General features: G+C 66.1%; 16 protein-coding genes and 1 riboswitch. Of the genes, 14 read left to right on the top strand and 2 right to left on the bottom strand.

Translation table 11 applies throughout. From position 1 onward, the window contains the following. The first annotated feature begins 116 nt into the window (after positions 1–116). The 10 genes from MUN23_RS18860 (at position 117) to MUN23_RS18905 (ending at position 10569) form a co-directional block, all read left to right on the top strand. Positions 117–1502 carry an MFS transporter gene (locus MUN23_RS18860; RefSeq protein WP_248760384.1) on the top strand — a complete coding sequence of 462 codons (1386 nt, stop codon included), beginning with the start codon at positions 117–119 and terminating at the stop codon, positions 1500–1502. Further along, positions 1499–2419 carry a shikimate dehydrogenase gene (locus MUN23_RS18865; protein WP_248760386.1) on the top strand — a complete coding sequence of 307 codons (921 nt, stop codon included), beginning with the start codon at positions 1499–1501 and terminating at the stop codon, positions 2417–2419. Before MUN23_RS18860 ends, MUN23_RS18865 begins: the two co-directional genes overlap by 4 nt. A gap of 8 nt (positions 2420–2427) precedes the next feature. Beyond that, a complete protein-coding gene (locus tag MUN23_RS18870; protein WP_248760387.1) occupies positions 2428–3171 on the top strand; it encodes an SDR family NAD(P)-dependent oxidoreductase in 744 nt (247 codons plus the stop codon). Between the two features lie 46 nt (positions 3172–3217). Next, positions 3218–4342, top strand: coding sequence for a Gfo/Idh/MocA family protein (locus MUN23_RS18875; protein ID WP_248760389.1), 1125 nt, complete (start codon positions 3218–3220; stop codon positions 4340–4342). A 9-nt stretch (positions 4343–4351) separates the two neighbouring features. Continuing rightward, complete coding sequence (locus tag MUN23_RS18880; RefSeq protein WP_248760391.1) at positions 4352–6421, top strand: FAD-dependent oxidoreductase; 2070 nt, start codon at positions 4352–4354, stop codon at positions 6419–6421. Beyond that, complete coding sequence (locus tag MUN23_RS18885; protein WP_248760392.1) at positions 6418–7287, top strand: sugar phosphate isomerase/epimerase; 870 nt, start codon at positions 6418–6420, stop codon at positions 7285–7287. Before MUN23_RS18880 ends, MUN23_RS18885 begins: the two co-directional genes overlap by 4 nt. Then, positions 7284–8123 (top strand): aldo/keto reductase, encoded by an 840-nt coding sequence (locus MUN23_RS18890; RefSeq protein WP_248760393.1) that lies wholly within the window; start codon positions 7284–7286, stop codon positions 8121–8123. The genes MUN23_RS18885 and MUN23_RS18890 overlap by 4 nt, the downstream gene beginning before the upstream one ends. Positions 8124–8136: 13 nt before the next feature. Continuing rightward, positions 8137–9924 (top strand): FAD-dependent oxidoreductase, encoded by a 1788-nt coding sequence (locus tag MUN23_RS18895; RefSeq protein WP_248760394.1) that lies wholly within the window; start codon positions 8137–8139, stop codon positions 9922–9924. Between the two features lie 91 nt (positions 9925–10015). Further along, positions 10016–10297, top strand: coding sequence for a type II toxin-antitoxin system Phd/YefM family antitoxin (locus MUN23_RS18900; RefSeq protein WP_248760395.1), 282 nt, complete (start codon positions 10016–10018; stop codon positions 10295–10297). Then, positions 10294–10569, top strand: coding sequence for a type II toxin-antitoxin system RelE/ParE family toxin (locus MUN23_RS18905; RefSeq protein ID WP_248760396.1), 276 nt, complete (start codon positions 10294–10296; stop codon positions 10567–10569). The genes MUN23_RS18900 and MUN23_RS18905 overlap by 4 nt, the downstream gene beginning before the upstream one ends. Before the next feature lie 99 nt (positions 10570–10668). Here MUN23_RS18905 and MUN23_RS18910 read toward each other — a convergent pair whose 3' ends face one another. Next, positions 10669–11166, bottom strand: a complete 498-nt coding sequence (locus MUN23_RS18910) for a MarR family winged helix-turn-helix transcriptional regulator (RefSeq protein ID WP_248760397.1) — start codon at positions 11164–11166, stop codon at positions 10669–10671. A 138-nt stretch (positions 11167–11304) separates the two neighbouring features. On the opposite strand from MUN23_RS18910, the gene ribA reads away from it, so the two are divergent. The 4 genes from ribA to MUN23_RS18930 all read left to right on the top strand — a co-directional run bounded on the left by ribA (position 11305) and on the right by MUN23_RS18930 (position 16070). After that, positions 11305–13167 carry a GTP cyclohydrolase II RibA gene (gene ribA, locus MUN23_RS18915; protein ID WP_248760398.1) on the top strand — a complete coding sequence of 621 codons (1863 nt, stop codon included), beginning with the start codon at positions 11305–11307 and terminating at the stop codon, positions 13165–13167. A 73-nt stretch (positions 13168–13240) separates the two neighbouring features. Then, a complete protein-coding gene (locus MUN23_RS18920; protein WP_248760400.1) occupies positions 13241–14212 on the top strand; it encodes a dienelactone hydrolase family protein in 972 nt (323 codons plus the stop codon). A gap of 148 nt (positions 14213–14360) precedes the next feature. Then, entirely contained in the window at positions 14361–14597 is a 237-nt protein-coding gene (locus tag MUN23_RS18925; protein ID WP_248760402.1) for a hypothetical protein, read from the top strand. A 9-nt stretch (positions 14598–14606) separates the two neighbouring features. Beyond that, positions 14607–16070 carry a YdiU family protein gene (locus MUN23_RS18930; RefSeq protein ID WP_248760403.1) on the top strand — a complete coding sequence of 488 codons (1464 nt, stop codon included), beginning with the start codon at positions 14607–14609 and terminating at the stop codon, positions 16068–16070. A gap of 69 nt (positions 16071–16139) precedes the next feature. Here MUN23_RS18930 and MUN23_RS18935 read toward each other — a convergent pair whose 3' ends face one another. Further along, entirely contained in the window at positions 16140–16991 is an 852-nt protein-coding gene (locus tag MUN23_RS18935) for a LysM peptidoglycan-binding domain-containing protein (protein ID WP_248760404.1), read from the bottom strand. A 3-nt stretch (positions 16992–16994) separates the two neighbouring features. Next, positions 16995–17166: riboswitch (cyclic di-AMP (ydaO/yuaA leader) on the bottom strand. Positions 17167–17342 lie beyond the last annotated feature (176 nt).

The raw sequence follows: 17342 nt of genomic DNA on the forward strand, positions 1-17342 counted from the left end.
TAACAAAGTGATGAGAGCCACACTGGATGGAGAAGCCGCGCATCGCGGCGAACCGTTTCGCAGCATGGCCCGCGCAAGGTGCCTCGCGACGGTCCCGGTCACACGAGAGGAACACCATGTCAGTGTCGACATCGGCGCCAAAACGCCCGAAAAACAATGCGAAGATCGCAGCAGTCTCGGGGTTCGTGGGCAGCGCACTTGAGTACTACGACTTCTTCATCTTCGGCTCAGCGGCGGCGCTGATCTTCGGAAAGCTGTTCTTCGCCCCTGGCCCTTCGGCGATGCTGTTGTCATTCGCAACTGTCGGCGTCGCATACATCGCCCGTCCGCTCGGGGCCGTGATCTGCGGCCACCTCGGCGACAAATTCGGCCGCAAGAAGGTACTACTGCTCACCCTCCTGCTGATGGGCACGTCAACCTTCCTCATCGGCTGCCTGCCCACCTACAGCCAGGTCGGAATGGCAGCGCCGATCCTTATTGTCCTTCTTCGGCTTCTTCAGGGACTGTCAGCCGGCGGCGAATCGCCCGGTTCAAGCTCCCTCACCCTTGAGCACGCACCCGACCGGAAGCGTGCGTTCTACACGAGCTGGACCATGAGCGGCATCATGTTCGGCATCGTGCTGTCCACCCTCGTCTTCATTCCTGTGGCGTCCATGCCCGAGGATCAGCTTCTTGCCTGGGGCTGGCGCATCCCCTTCCTTGCCAGCGCAGTAGTGACCGTCGTCGCCTTTGTGCTCCGTCGGCTCCTCGAAGAGCCCCCGGTGTTCGCGGAAGTCAAAGAGCACGATGAAGTGGTCAAGATTCCGATTGTCACCCTGTTCCGGCACCACTGGGTCACCGTCATCCGTGTCACAGCGATGTCGCTGTTCACCATCATCAACACCATCATCAACGTCTTCGCGCTCTCCTACGCCACCTCCGTCATCGGCGTGGAAAAAGGACTGATGCTGACCGTCATCGCGGTAGCCAACCTGGCCGCAGTGGCCATGGGGCCGCTGGCGGGCATCCTTTCGGACCGGATCGGCCGCAAACCCGTCTTCGTCTCCGCCCTGGTGCTTCAGATGGGGATGATCTACGTGTTTTTCTCGGCCCTGTCAGCCGCGGACGTTCCCCTGATCTTCTTCACCGGGATTCTGCTGATCGGTGTTGCCTACACCGGTTCAAACTCCATCTACCCCGCCTACTTCCCGGAGCAATTCCCCGTAAAGGTCCGCTACTCGGGTATGGCCATCAGCCTCATGTTCGGCCTGCTTCTGGCCGGATTCGCCCCGGTGATTTCTGAGCTGCTGATCGGTGGCGACAAGGCCAACTGGGTTCCCGTGGCAACGTTTGCGGCCCTGGCTTGCGCCGTGTCCGCGATCGCAGCGCTCATGGCACCCGAGACGTTCAAGACTCCGACGGCCCTTCTGGGACTGAAGAAATCCGACCCACGGCACCACGCGCCGTCGTCCGTCCCGTCAGATGGCACTGCACCTGCCACTGCAGATAAGGCACGGGCGTGAGCCAGCAAACCCTGGCGGACACGTGGGCGTTTCAGCCGCGTGAGGGCGATACGAGTCACCGGTTCGTTGTCGGATTGCTCGGCGCGGGCATCGGCGGCTCAGTCACCCCAGGCCTCCACGAAGCGGAGGCTGACAGACTGGGCTTGGCCTACACCTACCGCGTCATCGACCTCGACGTCCTGGGCCAGCATGCCGACAGGTCCGCAGCACTCGTCCGGAATGCAGGTGACCTCGGATATGACGGTCTCAACGTCACACACCCGAGCAAGCAACTGGTGCAGGACGGACTGGACGAGCTCTCCCCGGATGCCCGCATCCTCGGCGCGGTGAACACCATCACGTTCCGCGACGGCAAAGCAGTGGGTCATAACACCGATCACACCGGTTTCATCGGCGGCCTCCGGGCCGGACTCCCGTCCGCCGCGACCAACTCGGTGGTGCAGATCGGTGCGGGAGGAGCCGGAGCGGCAGTAGCCTTCGGGCTCCTCAGCGCCGGAGCCCAGCACCTGGTCATCGCAGACATCGAACCGTCCCGCGCCGAAAGCCTCGCGGCCAGGCTGGCCCCACACTTTCCGGACAGCGAGGTGTCGGCGACACGGACAGACTCTGTCGCCGGGAGCATCGGGGAAGCCGATGGATTGGTGAACACCACGCCAGTCGGCATGACCGGCCACCCCGGCCTTCCACTGGATCCCGCCCTGATCCACCCAAGGCTTTGGGTGGCGGACGTGATCTACCGGCCGCTCGAAACCGGGCTGATCACGGCCGCACGTGAACGGGGCTGCGCCGTACTTGACGGTGGACGAATGGTGGTGGGGCAGGCAGCCGCAGCATTCGAGCTCTTCACCGGCATCTCCGCCGATGCCGACCGCATGCTCACCACGTTCCGCCAAGCAGCCGGGCAAGCCGTCCGTTGAGGAGAACCATGAATCCAAAGACATCACCCGGCACCGTCGCCGAGTCCCGCTGCCTCGTTGTCGGGGCAGCCAGCGGAATCGGGCGGGCGACGGCGGAACGCCTGAGGGCATCCGGCGCCGCCGTCGTCGGAGCGGACCTGCCGTCAGCCAGCTGGCCCGGGGAACCGGGCACGTCATCAATCGCCATGGACGTCACAGACCCAGTGTCCGTTGCTGCAGCCGTTTCCGCAGCGGCGCAGGAAATGGGCGGGCTGGACGCGGTGGTGAATTGTGCGGGCATCCTTGGACCGGTGGCCTCGGCCCTTGCCCTCTCGGTCGAAGATTTCGAACGCATCATGAGGATCAACCTGACGGGGGCATTCATCGTCTCCCAGGCCGTTCTGCCGAGGATGGCCGAAGCGGGCTACGGGCGCCTGCTCCACATTTCGTCGACGGCGGGTAAGGAAGGCGTGGTCAACATGCCCGCGTACTCAGCCAGCAAGGCCGGCATTCTGGGCCTGGTCAAGTCACTCGCCAAGGAGTTCGCACTCTCCGGCGTCACGGTCAACGCCCTCGCCCCGGGCAACGTGATGACACCGCTATTTGCCGAAGTTCCGGCAGAACAACAGGCGGCGCAGGCCACCAGGATCCCGATGGGCAGGTTCGGGACACCCGCCGAAGCAGCCTCGCTCATCGAATTCATCATTTCGCCGGCCGCCTCCTACACAACAGGCTTCGTTTTCGACCTTTCCGGTGGCCGGGCCACCTACTAGCCCGCACCACTGCTTCCCACCAGCATCAGAAAGATGGCCCTCTACGATGACCACCTCATCATCCGTCACCACCCGTACCCCCCGCGTTGGAATCGCAGGATGCGGGGCGATCTCCCGCAACCATCTGGAGGCATTCCACGCACTGGATGACCTCGAAATCGTGGGCGTCTGCGACATCGACCCGGACCGCGCCCGTGCCACCGCTGCGGCATGGGGGATCCCGGCCGCCGTGACGACAGTCCAGGAACTCCTGGACCTGGACCTGGACATTGTCTCGGTCTGCACGCCGCACCCCACCCACGAAGACGTGGTGCTGCAGGCCGCAGCAGCCGGTGTCCACGTCCTCTGTGAGAAACCGATCTCGATCGACCTGGCGTCAGCGGAGCGCATGGTGAAGGCCTGCGGCGAGGCGGCCGTGAAGCTCGGCGTTCTCTTCCAACGCAGGTTCTGGCCGGCCGCCCAGCGCATCCGTGCGGCGATCGACGACGGGACATTGGGTCGACCCATCATGGGCCAGTGTTCGGTGATGCTGCACCGCGAACCCGAGTACTACTCCCGGGACGCCTGGCGCGGCACGTGGGCCAGCGACGGCGGCGGGGTACTGATGACCCAGGCCATCCACTACATCGACCTGCTGCAGTGGTTCATGGGAGATGTGGCCGAGGTCTACGGCAAAATCAACACCTACAAGCATGGCCGGCACATCGAAGTGGAAGATTCAGCGACAGCCGTCATCACCTTCGCCTCCGGCGCCATGGCCACCCTGGAAGCCTCGACGGCGGTGTCCCCAAGCCTCGGCGTACAGCTCCGCGTCACCGGGGAGACCGGCGCCTCGGCCTCCCTCACGGAGTTCCCCGAAGGCAGCGACGGACGCGTGGATCTGTGGGCCGTGGACGGGTCGATCACCACCGAGGCAGCCCACCCCGAGGGACTCCAGCCGAACGTGGACCTGGCCACCATCAACGGCCAGCTCATCCCGCACCACACCGCCCAGGTCCGCGATTTTGTCCAGCAAGTCCGGGACGGCGGTGTACCAGCCATCACGGGCCAGGACGCCACCAAGGCCCTGCGGATCCTGCTGGCCATCTACGAATCGTCCCGGACGGGCATTCCGGTCCGTTTCGCCCGGCTGCCTGAAGGAACACTGCCCCTCGCACAGGTTGCGGGCTAAGGAACCGTCATGAAACAGAACACACCCTACGCGGCCCGCCCAATCACACTGGGCCGGAACGGCCGCACCCCCAAGACCCTCCGGAACCGCCTCGCCTCCGCGCCCATGGAACGCAACTATGGCACCACGGATGGCCGTATCACCGAGCAGTACATTGACTATCTCGTCACCCGTGCCAAGGCCGGACTCGGGATGGTCACCACCGAGGCCACCTATGTCCGAGCCGACGGTAAGGGCCGCGCGCACCAGCTGGGCCTGCACAGCGATGCCATGATCCCGGGCCTGCGGAAACTCACCGACGCCCTGCACGCAGAAGGCGCGCTCGCCGCCGTCGAACTCAACCATGGCGGGCGCACCGCCCAAACAGCCGTCTCCGGTTTCAAGAACCTGGCGCCGTCACCGGTGCCGTGTGCGGTGGCCGGCGGAGAGGTCCCCCGGGAACTCACCATCGACGAGTGTCATGAGCTCGTGGAAGCCTACGCCCAGGCAGCCCGGCGGGCCGTGGACGCCGGCTTCGACGTCATCAATGTCCACGGCGCCCACGGCTACCTGATCCACCAGTTCATGTCGCCCATTTCTAACCACCGCACGGACGAGTTCGCTGCGCCGGAACATTTCATGAACCTGGTTATCGACGCCGTAAGGGCCGCAGTCCCGGACACCATTGTGGGCATGCGCGTCTCCGTGGTGGAGGGCCCTGAAGACGGCATCTCCGCCGAACAGCAGGTGGCCATCATCGCCAAAGCCCGCTTGGAGCACCTGGATTTCCTGGACCTCTCCGCCGGCAGCTACGAAGCCGGCGAGTGGATCGTGCAGTCCGGCGAATGGAAGCCGGGCATCCTCGCCGGCTACGCCCAGGCCTACCGGCAGTTCGGCCTTCCCATAGGCATGGCCGGCCGGCTGAACTCCCCGGCCATCATTGAAGAGGTCCTCAGCGAAGGAACCTGCGACTTCGTCAGCCTGGCCCGCGCCATCCACGCCGACCCGGCTTTCGTGGGCGGCGTCCTGCACGGCGAGCGCTACCGCCCGTGCATCGCCTGCAACGTCTGCATCGACAACCTGGGAATCGGCCAGGTCACCTGCACCGTCAACCCGGCGGTGGGGCGCTCCCGTGTCCCCGTCCCCACGCCCGCCGTCCGTGATGGTGCCCGCGTGGTGGTGGTGGGCGCCGGGCCTGCCGGCCTCACCGCCGCCCGCGAGCTTGCCGAAGCAGGGGCGCAGGTGACCGTGTTCGACGGCGGCGCCCGCCCCGGCGGTCAGTTCGCCTTCGCGGAGCGGATGAAGTCCACCCCTGACTTCCACCGCTTCGCCGAATGGTCGGCGGAGGAGAATGCCCGGCTCGGAATCGACGTCCGGCTGAACACAACGGTGGACACCACCAACCTCGGCGAGCTGGTCCGCGAAACCGCTGCAGACGCCGTCGTGCTCGCCACCGGCGGTTTCCGCCCGGCTGCAGGGTTCCCCGGCGACGAGTCACCGAACGTCCTGGATGTACGCGACTGGCTCGCTGCGCATCCGGAGGTCCTCGACGGTGTTGCGGCTACCAACGCAGACCTGCCGGAATCCGTGACCATTTGGGGCGCCGATTCGGTCGCCATGAGCGTCGCTGACACCCTGGCGGACCGCGGAACGGCTGTCCTGCTGGTCGGCCCGCAGGAGGTCATCGCCCCCGAATCCGGCCGCAGGGCCAAGATCCTGGCTGTACCCCGGCTTGAGGCCAACCCCCGCGTGCGGATCCGGCTGGGCTCCGCTATCGAGCAGTACGACGGCGCCCGCGTCCGGATCAGCGGTCCAGGCCTTCCGCTGGCCGGCGAATGGCTTGACGCACCCGGACCGCTCTTGGTCTCGCGCTCCGTGGTGCCGCTGGATGGCTCTGTTCCGGCACCGGACCGCGATGCGGAACTGAGCCGCTCGGGCGGAGTGCCGGTGACGCTTGCCGGCACCGTGGTGGACCAGACGCCGGCCATCGCATCCAATGCCGTAAAGAGCGGCTACGACGCAGCACAGCGGATCGCCGCCCTGCTGGCGACCGTGTCCGCCGACACCAACGAACTGAGCCTGAACGGAGCACCATTATGACCCGCAACGCCCGCCGGCCGCTGGGCCTGGCCCAGCTGTCCCTGCTCAACACCGCCCCGCCGGACCTCGTGGGCATCGCGGCAGAAGCCGGCTTTGACTTCATCGGCGTCCGTGTCCGCCCGGTGACGCCCGCTGAACGGCCCTACGATCTTCAGCCAGGTTCGCCGATGCTGCGGGAGACCCTGGTCCGGATGAGGGACACCGGCGTGACCGTGCGGGACATCGAATTCCTGCTGCTTGACGGCAGCGACCAGCGGGAGGCCTGGCTGCGGATGATGGAAGCCGGCCAGGCTTTGGAGGCCAGCTCCCTCACTGTGGCAGGAGCCGATCCGGACGCCGCCCGGCTGGTCCACACCCTGGCCCGGATGTCTGAGGACGGCCGCGAGTTCGGAATCACCCCCGCCCTCGAAGCGATCTCCTATCAGCCCGTTGCTTCGATCGCAAAGGCAGCTGACATCGCCCGCCAGGCCGGCTGCCACATCGTCGTGGACACCCTGCATTTCAACCGCTACAACGGTGCCGGGCCTGTTCGCCAGCGGGAAGAACTGCGAGCCAACGCAGACCTTGTGCCGCTGCTCCAGCTGTGCGACGGCCCGGCGGAACGGCCAACCAGCCGCGAAACGCTCGTCATCGAATCCCGCTCGGAACGGGAGGTCCCCGGCGAGGGCGAGTTCGGGCTTGCGGAGGTGGTGGCAGCCCTTCCAGACGGTCTCCCGGTAAGTGTGGAGACGCCGTCGGACCGGCGAGTGGCTGAACTCGGCGAGCTCGGGTGGGCGCGCCGGCTCAAATCCGGCCTGGACGCTGTGCTGGCGGAGGCCGGCACGCTTCGGAAACCAGGAACCCTTCACACTGCGGTGGCGAAATGAGCGGCATTGCGGAAGAGATCACGACGGCGGAAGTGACGCCTGGTGTGCGCATCCCGTTCATCGGCTTGGGAACCTGGCCTCTGACAGGCGAAGACGCGGCCGCGGCGGTGTCCTCGGCCATCGCCAGCGGCTACCGGCATATCGACACGGCCGAGAACTACGCCAACGAGGCCGCTGTGGGGAAGGGGATCCGCCGCAGCGGGATCGAGCGCGGGCAGCTGTTCCTCACCACCAAGTTCAACACCGGGTGGCACAGCCAGCGCGGAGTCCGCGATGCCTTCGGTGAAGCCGTGAAGCGGCTCGGTACTGACTATCTGGACCTCTTCCTGGTCCATTGGCCCAACCCCGCCCAGGGTCGCTTCGTTGAAGCCTGCGAAGGACTTCAGGAACTTGTTGACGACGGCTCCATCCGGGCCTGGGGTGTGTCAAACTTCAAGCCTGCCCACCTGCGTCTTGTCCAGGACACGGGCCTGGACGTCCCGCTGAACCAGGTCCAGGTTGATCCCGAGCACGGCCAGCCCGGTCAGCTGGGCTACCACCGCGAGAACGGGATCCTGACGGCGGCCTACAGCCCGTTGGGCCGCAGTGGCAGCTTCTTGGGACACCCGGCAGTGAGCGGCCCCGCCAGGGAGCTGGGCAAAACACCGGCCCAGATCGTGCTGCGCTGGCATGTCCAGCAGGGCCGTGTGGCCATACCCAAGTCCGCGGACCAGCAACGTCAACGCGAAAACCTGGACGTCTTCAGCTTTGCCCTGACACAGGCGCAACTCGATGCGATTAACGCACTCGAAACCGGTGCGCCGCCTCGCCTGGATTCCGACACCTATTTCCACTGAGAAAGCACTGATAATGACTGCACCCTTACATACTTCATCCGTACGCCCGAGCGTGGACTGCGACGTCCTGGTGGTGGGTTCCGGCGCCGGCGGTCTCTCCGCCGCCGTGACCGCCGCCTACCACGGACTGAAAGTTGTGGTCGTTGAAAAGGCCGAGGTGTGCGGCGGTGCCACGTCGTGGTCCGGCGGGTGGGCGTGGACCCCCGGAAACCCGCTGGCAAAATCAGCGGGAGTGAACGAGGACCGCGAGCTTTTCCGCACCTACCTGCGTCACCGCCTCGGCAGGCACTACCAGGAAGACCGGGTGGACGCCTTCCTGGAAGCCGTCCCGCACATGGTGAGCTTCTTCCAGGAAAAGACCAGCCTGCAGTTCGTGCCCGGAGCCAAGATCAAAGACATCTACGGCAGCACACCGGGCGCGGGTACCGGGAACCGTTCAGTGGGCCCCAAACCGTTCAACGCGCGCCGGATCAAGCCCGAGCTCCGCGCCAAGATGCGCCACCAGCTCTACGAGACCTCGTTCCTGGGCATGGGCATCATGGCAGGTCCGGACCTCACTAAGTTCCTCTCCGCCTCCCAGGGCAACATCCAAGGCATATTCCACGCAGGCTGGCGCGTGGGACTCCACCTCCTGGACCTCATCACGCACCGCCGCAACATGCAGCTGGTCAACGGGACGGCGCTCACCGGCCGGCTGCTCAAATCAGCCGATGACCTGGGGGTGGATATCCGCGTCTCCACCCCCGCCAAGCACCTGCTCACCGACGAGTCCGGCAAGGTGACCGGCGCCGTCGTAAGTTCCCCGGACGGTGACGTGCAGATCAACGCCTCCCGCGGCGTCGTCCTGGCCGCCGGCGGTTTCCCCAACGACGTCGGCCGCCGCAAGGCGCTGTTCCCCAAGACCCCCACAGGGCGTGAGCATTGGACGCTCGCACCGAAGGAAACCACCGGCGACGGCATCACCATGGCCCAGGAGGTGGGCGCCCGCTTCGACACGGATGTGGAGTCCCCGGCCGCCTGGTGCCCGGTCTCCCTGGTCCCGTACCGGAACGGACGCACCGGCACATTCCCGCACATCATGGACCGTGCCAAACCCGGCAGCATCGGTGTCCGCCGGGACGGCAAGCGCTTCGTCAACGAAGCCAATGGCTACTACGACTACGTCGAAGGCCTGATCAAAGCCACCCCCGAGGGCGAGCTCGTTGAGGCCTGGCAGATCGCCGACGCCGCATTCGTGCGCAAGTTCCCGTTGGGCATGGCCAAGCCGCTGCCGATGCCGCTGTTTCCTTACTTGCGCTCCGGCTACCTCAAGAAGGGCAACACCCTTGAGGAACTCGCCGCAGCGTGCAGCATCGATACCCAGGCCCTCGCCGCGACCGTCGCCGAGTTCAACGAAAACGCCCGCAGGGGAATAGACCCGGAGTTTGACCGCGGCGCCAGTGAATTCAACCGCTACGGAGGGGACCTGACGAACACCCCGAACCCATCGCTGCGGCCCCTTGAAAAGGGTCCGTACTACGCCGTCAAAATCGTCCCCGGATCCTTCGGCACGTTTGCGGGCCTTGCGGCAGATTCCCGTGCACGGGTCCTGGACAAGGCCGGCCAGCCCATCGGCGGCCTCTACGTCGCGGGCAACGACCAGGCCTCAGTCATGGGTGGCCACTACCCGGCCGGAGGAATCAATCTCGGCCCGGCCCTGACTTTCGGATACATCGCCGGCCGCGATCTCGCCAATGCCACCCACTACGAGGACGACGGCAGCCCGGCATCCGGAACGGTGACAAACGACGCCCCGGCATGACTACAGGCTAGTCATGCCCCTGCCGTAAGACGGGCTGTGTAGCCTCCAGCGACCAGGTAGTACCGCGTTCGTGTGCGCTAGAATTATGTACATGACAACCCTTCCGGTGGCAGAAGCAAGATCAAATTTCTCGCGCCTTGTGGAACAGGCGTCCAAGACGCACGAGCGGTTCGAGATTACTCGCAACGGACTGCGGGCGGCTGTGCTGCTGGGCGCCGATGACTACGATGCGATGTTGGAGACGCTGGCCATTCTCTCTGACGCGGAGCTTGTGAAAGAGATCGGCCAAGGCCTCCATGATCTCGAACGTGGCGACACGTTTGACGCCGAGCAGGTTAAGGCTGCCATGCGGCCTGCAGCCGGAAAAGAATGAGCACCGGGTATGACGTCCGGTTTTCCAGATCTGCACGGCGCGCACTGACACATGACCTGCCGGAAAAGGTGGCAGCGGCAGCATTCGAGTTCATCACGGGTGCGCTCTGCGAGAATCCTCGCCGGCTGGGCAAGCAGCTACATGAGCCTCTGTATCCCCTCTATTCAGCCAGACGCGGCGAATACAGAGTTATCTACCGGATCATTGACGACATCCTTTTGATCGAGGTGGTCGCGATTGCTCACCGTCGGGACGCTTACAGATCAGGCTGATGTAGTGGATGGTTGAAAAGACCGTATACGCTTAGCCGCGCTTAGCCGCGCTTAGCCGCGCGTAGCCGCGCTTAGCCGTCCGGAAGCGCCCTGCTCGTCTCAGAGTGGGGCGCTTTCGCGCAGGCAGCGGTCCTGCGGGTCAATGGCGCTCATGATGCGCTTGCCGATGCTGCCCAGCTGGCGCGACTGCGCCTTAGTGAGGGGATCGAACACGAGGCTGCGGACGGCCTCCACGTGGCCCGGAGCTATCTGGGCGACCTTCTCCCACCCCTCGTCGGTCAGGGTGGCAAGCGTGATGCGCCTGTCAGAAGCGTCCGTGGAGCGATGCACCCAACCCCGCTTCTCGAGACGGCCCACCACCTGGGACAGGCGTGGGAGCCCCGACTCGGTGAAGCTGGCCAGGTCGCTCATCCGGCGTGTACGGGCCGGGGCCTCGGACAGGCCGGCCAGGACCATGTACTCGAAGTGGCTCAGGCCGGCGTCCTGCTGCAGCTGGGCGTCCAGGGCGGCGGGCAGCTTCATCATCACGCCCACCAGAGTCAGCCAGACGTCGTGTTCGTCGCTGCTCAGCCAGCGGGGCTCCTTGGCATCTTCCATGGGGCAAGTCTAGGTCAGTTACTTCATGAATGAAGTTTTGTGACCCGTCAAATCACTTGCATCGTGAACTAATGAACGATACATTTACTTAAACATTCAAGTACTTCCCGGACTGAACCGACTTCCTGAGGAGCTCAGATGACCGTTATGACCGAGACCGTCGCGCGGCCATTCGAACACCCGGCCGCCGTCCGCAGCCAAGTCACCGTCCCGCTGCGCTTCCCTGACGGCTTCACGGCCACAGCCGAGATCATGACGTTCCATGGACTGGCCGACGGTAAGGAGCACCTGCTGCTTGCCCTCGGCGAATGGGAGCAGACGCTCCTGGACCAGGGTCCGGAAGGTAAAGCGCCGCTGGTCCGGCTACACAGTGAGTGCCTTACGGGGGACGTGTTCGGCAGCGAGCGTTGCGACTGCGGACCCCAGCTGCGCGAGGCAGTCGAGGAGATTGCCGCCGTCGGGGGTTTCCTGCTGTACCTCCGCCAGGAAGGGCGCGGCATCGGCCTGTACTCAAAGCTGGACGCCTACGCCCTGCAGGACACGGGACTGGATACCTACGAAGCCAACGTGGCCCTGGGACGCGGCGAGGACGAGCGGGACTACAGCGCCGCCGCCCAGATGCTCGGCGCGCTCGGCGCGGGCCGGATCCGCCTCCTCACCAACAACCCGGACAAAGTGGGGCAGCTGACGGCCCTCGGCGTGGTCGTCTCGGAGCAGGTCCCCACCGGTGTCCACCTCTCGGCGGCCAATCACCGCTACCTGGCCGCGAAGCGCAGCCACACGGCACACACCATCGAGCTGCCGGCCGAGATTCTGCCCGCGGTGCCCGCGGAGATCATTCCTTCCCATGACGAGCTGCTGGCCAGGGTGGATGCCCTCGTTCCCCGGCTGCGGGAGCGGGCGGCGGAAACCGAAGAGATCCGCCGCATCCCGGAAGCCACCATGGCTGAGCTGAAGGCAGCGGGGGTGTTCCAGATGCTCGCGCCGAAAGCTGTGGGCGGCTTCGGCATGGGCCTCGAAACCTATGTGGAAGTGGTCCGCCGCCTCGCCCAGGGATGTGTCTCCACGGCCTGGGCCGTCGGGCACCTGGTAGAGCATGTGTGGATGCTGGCACGGTGGCCGCAGGAAGCCCAGGACGAGGTCTTCGCCAACGGGCCGGCCCCCTTGGCTGCCGCGACCGGCGCCCCTCCCGGTAAAGCGGAAGAGGTTCCCGGCGGGTTCGCCATCTCTGGCCGCTGGAGCTTCGCCTCCGGAGTGATGCACTCCGAGTGGGCGCTTCTTGCCGTACAGCATGGCGATGTCCGCGTGCAGTGCCTGGTCCCGGTGTCCGATCTTGAACTCCTGGATGTCTGGCACACGGCAGGCCTGCGGGGGACCGGTAGCAACGATCTCCGCGCGGAAAACCTCTTTGTCCCGGCGCACCGCGTCCTCGAGTGGAACCGCCTGGCAGCCGCGGACAACCCGGGCAGCCGCATCCACCCGGATCCGAACATCCACATCCCCATGGCCACATTCCTGAACATGGTTGCCCCGGCCGCTGCTTTGGGGGCCGCCGAGCACGCCTTGGAGGTGTTCCAGGACCTGATGACGGTGCGCAAGGTCAAACAGACAACGCAGGCGCGGCAGGCCGATTCGCCGCTCGCGCAGGCCCGGTTCTCCCAGGCCTACGGGCACGTGGCCACCGCGCGGCTGCACTGGCAGGAAGCGGTGAGCGTAGTGGCCGCCTCGTACGACCGCCGGCCTGTCGCTTTCACCGATGAGGAGCGGGCGCAGTACCGGCTTTCGCTTGGTCTCAGCGGCGTGGCGTCCGCCGAGGCTGTCCGCCTCATCCTGACGGGCTCCGGCGGCAGCGTGCACCGCTTGACGCACCCCCTGCAGCGGATCCAGCGCGATGTCAACGTGCTGCTCAACCACGCCTCGCTGACCATGGACCCGATCCTGGAACAGGCGGGCCGTGGACTTCTGGACCTTGGGTTCAGCGTCCCGGCCGAACAGTTCTGACCAGGGGGCATGGGCCCCTTGCAGGACGGCCCGCATCGGAGAAGGATATGAGCCTCACTCGAGGAGGCCATCCATGCTCCAGCTTGGAAAGTTTGAACGGTACCTGATCGAGGAATTCTTCGACGACTACCGTGCCGGTGAAATGACGCACCGCACCTTCACGCGCAGGGTCGCGTTCATCATGGGGAGCATGGCGGCGGCATCGGGCGCGATGCTGCTTGTCGGATGCACCCCCGAGGAAGTCCCACGCAGCACCGACCCCATGCCCACCCCTTCAGCGACGACGGCGGGAACCGGCACAGCTTCTGCCGGGGCTGTTCCGGGGGCCAAGAGCCCGCTCTCCGTCCCGGAAGGCGCCGCGGGGCTTACGACGGCGACCGTCCGGTTCACTGCCGGCGACACCGAAATCAGCGGTTACCTCGCCCGGCCCGAATCGGGTGCAGCAGGCCCGGCGGTGCTGGTCTGCCACGAGAACCGCGGCCTGACCCCGCACATCCAGGACGTTGCCCGCCGCTTTGCCAAGGCCGGGTATGCCGCGTTGGCCCTTGACCTGCTGAGCAGGGAGGGAGGCACGGCCAGCCTCGACTCCGACGCCGTGTCAGGTGCACTGACCAGCGCCGGCGCCCAACGCCACGTTGCTGACTTAGTCGCTGCCTTTGACTACCTCCAGGGACAGGACTTCGTGGACTCCGGACGCATCGCCATGAACGGGTACTGTTTCGGCGGCGGCATCACCTGGCAGGCGGCAACCGAGCTGGCCGGGCTGAAGGCCACCGCCGCGTTCTATGGGCCGGCGCCGGACCTGAACAAGGTGCCGGCCATCAAGGCGGCGGCGTTCGGGGTCTATGCAGAACGTGACCAGCGGATCACCGGCGCGATGCCGGCCCTCCGCGATGCCTTGGACGCCACCACAGTGACGCATCAGCTCACCGTTTACCCCGGCGTGGACCATGCCTTCCACAACGACACCGGCGAGCGCTACAACGAAACCCAGGCCACAGCTGCCTGGAACGACACCCTCGCCTGGTTCGGACAGCACGTCTGAGGCAATACTGAGCGGCCCGGGGCCGGCAATACTGAGCGGCCCGGGGCCGCTGCCGTCACCCGATTGGATGCCCGTGGTCGCACGTGGTTTCCCCGTCCCGGACCTCATGTCCCTGGATGCAGGTCACAGTGGGAGGCTGGGGAAGATCATGAGCCACGAGGAACAGGCTGCTCCGCCCGTGCTCAAAACCCGCATCCTCCCGCCGCAGCCAGGTCCGGTGGGTTCGCTTAGCTGCGTCAGCAGCCTTTACGTCCTCGCGCTGATGATGCCCGAACGGATTTTTGACCATAAGGACCGCGACCTTCCCATGACCGTCACTGCCCTGAGCAGTGATGAACCGGTACCCAAAATTTTACGCCGTCGACGCCGCCTCCGGCGCGGGTAGGCTTGAACCATGAGCACTGCAATCCCATGGACACTCACGTTCGACGGGCGTTTCGCGCGCGAACTCGAGGAGCTGGCGGTTCCCTGGCAGGCGGAAGAAGCACCTGACCCGCACCTGCTGGTCCTGAACGAGCCGTTGGCCACCGAGCTGGGCTTGGACCCGTCCTCGCTGCGGACGCCCGAGGGGACGCGGCTGCTGATCGGCAACCAGATTCCTGAAGGTGCCACGCCGGTGGCCCAGGCCTATGCCGGGCACCAGTTCGGCGGCTACTCACCCCTGCTCGGCGACGGGCGGGCCCTCCTGCTGGGTGAGGTCACGGACATCCACGGGCAGCTTCGGGACATCCACCTCAAGGGCTCCGGCCGGACACCGTTCGCCCGCGCAGGTGACGGTCTCGCCGTCGTCGGTCCCATGCTGCGCGAGTACATCGTCAGCGAAGCCATGCATGCCATGGGCATCCCCACCACGAGGTCCCTCGCCGTGGTGGCCACCGGCCGGCCCGTCCGCCGCGAAACCATGCTGCCCGGTGCCGTGCTCACCCGGGTGGCGAGCAGCCACCTGCGCGTCGGCAGCTTCCAGTTCGCCCGCGTCAACGGCGAGACGGACCTTCTGCGCCGTCTGGCCGATCATGCCATCAGCCGCCATTACCCGGACGCGGCGCTCGCCGGCAAGCCCTATCTCGCGTTCTTCGAGGCGGTCATAGCCGCGCAGGCGTCCCTGGTGGCGCAATGGATGCTGGTGGGCTTCGTCCACGGCGTGATGAACACCGACAACATGGCCATCTCCGGCGAGACCATCGACTACGGTCCCTGCGCGTTTATGGACGCCTTCAACCCCGGCGCGGTCTACAGCTCCATCGACGCGGACGGACGCTACGCCTACGCCAACCAGCCGGTCATCGCCGAATGGAATCTCACCCGGCTTGCCGAGGCACTCCTGCCCCTGCTCCATGAAGACCAGGACCAGGCCGTGGCGCTCGCGGTGGAATCCCTCGGCGCCTTCCGCACGCTGTACAGTGCTGCCTGGTCAGCCGGCATGAAGTCCAAGCTTGGGCTGCGCCCGGACACGCACGACGACGTCGCGTCGCCCCTGGTGGACGGCGTGTTGGCGCTGCTCCAGGAAGGCAAGGTGGATTACACCTCCTTCTTCCGGAGCCTCGGCTCGGCGGCCCGCGGAACCCCGGAAACTGCGCGGTCCATGTTTGCGGACCCGGGCGCCTACGACGCCTGGGCCGCACGGTGGCTTGCCCTGGCGCCGGACACGGACCTGATGGACCGGGCCAACCCCGTCTACATCCCCAGGAACCACCTGGTTGAAGAGGCTCTGGATGCTGCTATTGCGGGCGACCTGGACCCCTTCAACCGGTTGGTGGACGTCCTGGCCGATCCGTACACGCAGCGCCCCGGGCTGGAACGCTACGCCGGCCCCGCCCCTGAGGACTTCGGGAGCTACCGGACCTTCTGCGGGACCTGAGCGAACACCAGGGATGGACGACGGCGGCGCGGGGCTGGGTGCCGCCCGCGGCCGTCGGGCATGGTCGGATCACGCTACGCGGACGAAGGACGCTCCGGCGAGCCAGCTGATGGAGTGCACTTCGGTTTTGAAACCGTCCACCCCGCCACTGACAACCTGGCCGTTGCCGGCGTAGACGCCCACATGGCCGGCCGTGATGACCAGATCCCCCGCGGCAGGTGTGCCCACCACCGCGCCGTACTGGAAGAACTGGCCGGGAGCCAGGTCGCCCACGCTCTTACCCACCGAGCGCAGCGCCTTCTCCACCATGGCGGTGCAGTCCTGCTGTATGCCGAGCTGGGAGTTGGCGGAAGCCAGGATGGCCCCGCCGAGCGAGCCGGCCGGTGCCTGGGCCGCCGGTGCGGACGTTGCCGCCAGCCGGATGCCGGTGTTGGTGGGAGAGGCCGGCGCCGCCGCGGCCTTCGCCGCGGGAGCCGGTGCGGTGTAGCCGGCACCGGGGATCCGGATCTGGTCGCCGGGGTAGATGATGCTGGTCAGCGAGAGTCCATTGGCAGCAAGGACGTCGTTGAGCGGGACGCCGTTGGTGGCGGAAATCTGGCCCAGCGTGTCACCCGAAACGACTGTGTGGACGGTGGCCGCGGCGGGGGCTGCTGCAGCGGAAGCCGGAGGAACAGCGGCCGGAGCCGCTGCCGCCGCACTGGTTTGGACCTGGGTGTTGGCAGTCCCGGAGTTGTCCGGGCCGTGGACGCCGGCCTGAGCCGGGACGCCAATGCTGAACAGCAGGCCGGATGCAGCAATAGCCACCAGGGCCGGCCGGCCAAACGTCAGGGGGTGTGTTGTGGCCGCAGTAGACAGGCCAATAAGGACGGTGGAGCGGGCAGGAACCGCACGATGGCGTGCGGCAGCGGAATTCTTGGACACGGTTGATCGCCTCTCCCATGCCTGCGGGGTGAGCTGTCGGGTTCGGGTCGGAGATACCCGGCCGGTAGCGCCGCCGCACGGGACGGAGCGATACCGACTTAACCCCAAGGCTTCGAAAAGCCGTGGAAACGTGGTTCCCCCGTCCCTGCCAGCTGGAAAGCGACTGGATCCCGGTCAGCGGCAGGGCTCGGCATACTGGCGGGAATGTCCCGGCTTGAGCCGGGCCACCGTTTGACCATAACTTCCGGTTATCGACAATGTCACATTCCGGTAACGGAATGTAGGCGTGAAATCCACCCGTGCTTCATCTCGGATTCCCTCCCTCCTCGGTAACGATGTTGCAGGTCAGGC

It is taken from the genome of Pseudarthrobacter sp. SSS035 (assembly GCF_023273875.1).
Classification (GTDB): Bacteria; Actinomycetota; Actinomycetes; order Actinomycetales; family Micrococcaceae; genus Arthrobacter.

Coding starts and splice junctions, on each gene's coding strand:
- MUN23_RS18860 (WP_248760384.1), top strand. CDS start 117: ATGTCAGTGTCGACATCGGCGCCAAAACGCCCGAAAAACAATGCGAAG.
- MUN23_RS18870 (WP_248760387.1), top strand. CDS start 2,428: ATGAATCCAAAGACATCACCCGGCACCGTCGCCGAGTCCCGCTGCCTC.
- MUN23_RS18875 (WP_248760389.1), top strand. CDS start 3,218: ATGACCACCTCATCATCCGTCACCACCCGTACCCCCCGCGTTGGAATC.
- MUN23_RS18880 (WP_248760391.1), top strand. CDS start 4,352: ATGAAACAGAACACACCCTACGCGGCCCGCCCAATCACACTGGGCCGG.
- MUN23_RS18885 (WP_248760392.1), top strand. CDS start 6,418: ATGACCCGCAACGCCCGCCGGCCGCTGGGCCTGGCCCAGCTGTCCCTG.
- MUN23_RS18890 (WP_248760393.1), top strand. CDS start 7,284: ATGAGCGGCATTGCGGAAGAGATCACGACGGCGGAAGTGACGCCTGGT.
- MUN23_RS18895 (WP_248760394.1), top strand. CDS start 8,137: ATGACTGCACCCTTACATACTTCATCCGTACGCCCGAGCGTGGACTGC.
- MUN23_RS18900 (WP_248760395.1), top strand. CDS start 10,016: ATGACAACCCTTCCGGTGGCAGAAGCAAGATCAAATTTCTCGCGCCTT.
- MUN23_RS18905 (WP_248760396.1), top strand. CDS start 10,294: ATGAGCACCGGGTATGACGTCCGGTTTTCCAGATCTGCACGGCGCGCA.
- MUN23_RS18910 (WP_248760397.1), bottom strand. CDS start 11,166: ATGGAAGATGCCAAGGAGCCCCGCTGGCTGAGCAGCGACGAACACGAC.
- ribA (WP_248760398.1), top strand. CDS start 11,305: ATGACCGTTATGACCGAGACCGTCGCGCGGCCATTCGAACACCCGGCC.
- MUN23_RS18920 (WP_248760400.1), top strand. CDS start 13,241: ATGCTCCAGCTTGGAAAGTTTGAACGGTACCTGATCGAGGAATTCTTC.
- MUN23_RS18925 (WP_248760402.1), top strand. CDS start 14,361: ATGAGCCACGAGGAACAGGCTGCTCCGCCCGTGCTCAAAACCCGCATC.
- MUN23_RS18930 (WP_248760403.1), top strand. CDS start 14,607: ATGAGCACTGCAATCCCATGGACACTCACGTTCGACGGGCGTTTCGCG.